Raw genomic sequence first — 3,496 nt, 5'->3', positions numbered from 1 at the left:
GGTTTAGGTATTCCGTTTGTTTTAACGGGTTTGGCTATAAATACATTTTTTAATATATTTGATAAAATAAAAAAGCATTTCAAAATAATTTCTATATTAAGTGGAGTGTTGCTTGTGATAATAGGATTACTTATTATTACGGGTTGGCCAAGGAAATTCTAATCGAAACATAGTTTTGATTATCCCTCAGAGTAGGGGAGATTCAAAAAAGGAGGATGAAATGGGAAAAGCGGTTGACGTAAATGATGAAAATTTTGAGTCAGAGGTTGTTAAAGCAACTATTCCAGTATTAGTAGATTTTTGGGCTGTATGGTGCGGAGCCTGTCAAACTGCTGGTCCTATCATAGATAAAATAGCAGGTGAATATGAGGGGAAAGTCAAAGTATGCAAGTTGAATGTAGATGATGGGAAACAAACATCCGCCCAATATTCAGTTATGAGCATACCCACTCTTAACTTTTTTAAAGAGGGCAAAGTAGTGGACCAAATTGTTGGCATGACACCGGATTTTGAAACCGATATTAAAACTAAAATAGAGAAATTAATAGCAAATAAATAACAGAAAACAGGGGAGTTTTACTTATGATTTCTGAACTTAAGATTATCTATGACGTAATAATAATAGGCGGCGGGCCTGCAGGCTTGACCGCGGGAATATATACCTCAAGAGATAGACTCAAGACACTTGTCTTGGAAAAATCAGTGTGTGGAGGTCTTGTAGCGACCGCCGATTTTATCGAAAATTATCCCGGCTTTTCTGAAGGCATCAAAGGAACGGAATTAATGCTTAAGTTCAAAAAACAAGCCGAAGTTTTTGGGACAGAAATTGTAGAACTTAAAGAAATTAAAAGTATAAAGCAGGAAAACGGAAAAATAACGGTTCAAACACAAAAAGAAGAATATAGTTCTCATACATTGATAATTGCTTCTGGCAGTGTTCCAAAAATGTTGGGAATACCCGGTGAAAAAGAATTTATAGGAAGAGGTGTCTCATATTGCGCAACATGTGACGGTCCGTTTTTTAAAGATAAAGACATTGCTATTGTAGGCTGTGGAAATTCCGGATTACAGGAAGGAGAAGCATTGCTAAAATTTGTCAAAAGCGTAACGTTTATAGAATTTATGCCTGATATGATGGCTGCAAAAATATTACAGGAGCGGCTCCAGCAAAACAAAAAAGCAACGTTTTTGCTCAATCATGAGCTTATGTCTATAAACGGCAATAAAGTAGTGGATTCCGTTACAGTAAAAAATCGCCGGACTAACGAAGAAAAAACGGTTCCAGTTTCGGGCGTATTCATGTATGTAGGATTTTTACCAAATTCCAAGTTTTTGCAAGGTATTGTTGAATTGGATAATGCAGGGTATATTAAGACCAATGACAAAATGCAGACATCAATTCCCGGCATATATGCGGTGGGAGATATCCGTTCAAAAGAAGTTCGCCAAATAGATGTCGCTTGCGGCGAGGCTACTATCGCTGCTGTATCAGTTAGCGATTATCTAATTTTCTAGCAGAGTTCCACGGACTTTAGTCTGTGGGTGAATGCGTAGAAAATTACCCCCGCGTTTTGTTTTGCGAAGCAAAACAGCGTGGGGTTATAAAGGTACCACGGGTTTTAACCCGTGGGGTTCCATAAGAAATAAAAAAAGATTGAAAAAGGAAGAGCTGGGGAAGAAAAAAGTAATTGGTCGATAGTTTATGGTAAAAACAGATTTGAGAGAATGGGAAATACAAAAAGAAGTTTAACTTTTTGGGTTTTGGTTCTGGGACTGTGCATAGGCGCTATAGTTTTAGTCCCGTTCTTCCGCGCAAATAAGGCGAATAAATCGGAAGCCGAAGGAACGCAAAAAGAACAAACAAAAAACTTAAGCGAGTTTGGGGACGCTGCAATAAGACCCACATCAAAGAGTGGATATAAGACCCTCCGAGAAAAAGCAGCGAAGACATCAAGCGAGTTTGAAGACAACAGTTCAATACAACCAATTGCCATGAAGGATAAGCGTATCCGACAGCGAGAAATAGAGGCATTAGGGAAGACAGGAGATAGCCAATCAATAACGCTGCTTATTTCTGTACTGAAGGATGAAGATATGGATATTAGAGGAGTAGTGGACTATATTTATACAGACGTGAACTATGTTCACTCAGAAGATATGCTTCTAATAGAAGAAACATTAGTAAAAATAGGCAAGCCCGCAGTAAAACCGCTTATTGCCGTATTGAAGGATAGAAATAACAACTATGCCCGGGCAAGAGCTATAAAGATATTAGGTAAGATAGGAGACAGCCAAGCAGTAAAATCGCTTGTTGCCCTATTGAAGGATAAGGACTGGGATATTCGCTGGAGAGTAGTAAAGGCATTAGGCGAGATAGGAGACAACAGTGCCATAAAGCCGCTTGTCATTACATTAAAGGATGAGGACAGGCGTGTTAGATATAGAGCAGTAGAAGCGTTGGAGAATATGGGTGACAAACAACGCATAGTGGAGTTACTTGCGAGCTTAAAAGATGAAGATTTCTATGTACAATTGAAAGTAATAGAAGCTTTAAAAATAATAGCAGGAGAAGATTTTGGTGAATGGCAAAAGCAAGAGTTGTTGGAACAAAATCAATGGCTAATGCAAAAGTTGGTACAACGACAGTTTGAACAACAAAAGCAAAAGTTGTTGAAAGAGCAAACAAAGTTGTTGAGAGAACGGCAGTTATTGGAACAAAACAAAGATAGATTTTCTGCGCAAGAGTTATTGGAACAACAAAAATTATTAGAACGATCCAGTCAGAAACTGTTGGAACAAGAACAGTGGTTAGAAGAAAACAAAGAGAAATTCTCCACTCAAAAATGAAAACAAGAAGAAATTATATCTATTATTTTTTTCTGTCATCCCCGCTTGCCAATCTTTGGCGGGCAAGTGTCCTCTGTCTTCTGCTCTCTATCACAATTCTCCATGCAGATACCTTCTCAAAACCAACTTGGCGTAGTTTCTCCGAAACAGGCAGATTTATCACAGCCATAGCCTGGGATAAAGATAACAATTTGTGGGTAGCAGGAGAAGAATTGGGAGTAAGCATGATAGACGAGAAAACAATCAAAACATTCGACATTCCTTACTGCTACAGTATTGTTTGCGACGACTTAGGGCGCGTTTGGATTGGCAGTCTAAGACAAGGACTTTTTTGCTACGACAAAGGTAAGTGGAAGAACTTCAACACTTTAAATGGTCTGCCAAGTAATAGCGTCTATGCCATATCTCTTGATAAAGATAACAATCTCTACTGTGCCGTCGGCTTGAGTTTAGCCAAACTCTCTGCAGGGAAATGGACAATATTATCTCTGCCTGATACCTTGCCCAAAAGCGAAATCTCCTGTATGGATTTTGATGAAGACGGCAATCTCTGGGTAGGATTTTCCCTGGGTGGAACCGCTAAGTTTAACGGCACGGATTGGGAGCTTTACCCTCTTATAAAGAAAGGTTCAATCGAACTTTCTGACGA

General features: G+C 38.8%; 5 protein-coding genes. All 5 read left to right on the top strand.

All coding sequences use genetic code 11. From position 1 onward, the window contains the following. A partial coding sequence (locus KAS42_05785; GenBank protein MCK4905727.1) for a cytochrome C biogenesis protein occupies window positions 1-162 on the top strand: 162 nt, incomplete at its 5' end. A 58-nt stretch (window positions 163-220) separates the two neighbouring features. After that, on the top strand, window positions 221-559 hold the full coding sequence (gene trxA / locus KAS42_05780; protein MCK4905726.1) for a thioredoxin: 339 nt from the start codon (window positions 221-223) through the stop codon (window positions 557-559). Between the two features lie 23 nt (window positions 560-582). Beyond that, window positions 583-1,515, top strand: a complete 933-nt coding sequence (gene trxB / locus KAS42_05775) for a thioredoxin-disulfide reductase (protein MCK4905725.1) — start codon at window positions 583-585, stop codon at window positions 1,513-1,515. A 210-nt stretch (window positions 1,516-1,725) separates the two neighbouring features. Then, on the top strand, window positions 1,726-2,847 hold the full coding sequence (locus tag KAS42_05770) for a HEAT repeat domain-containing protein (protein ID MCK4905724.1): 1,122 nt from the start codon (window positions 1,726-1,728) through the stop codon (window positions 2,845-2,847). Next, on the top strand, window positions 2,844-3,496 hold a 653-nt coding region (locus KAS42_05765), incomplete at its 3' end, for a hypothetical protein (GenBank protein MCK4905723.1). The genes KAS42_05770 and KAS42_05765, both read left to right, overlap by 4 nt.

This window comes from bacterium, from assembly GCA_023135785.1.
Classification (GTDB): Bacteria; CAIJMQ01; CAIJMQ01; order CAIJMQ01; family CAIJMQ01; genus CAZNJA01.
Note: the sequence above shows the minus strand (reverse complement) of the source record. Positions and strands in the feature narration are given on the sequence as shown.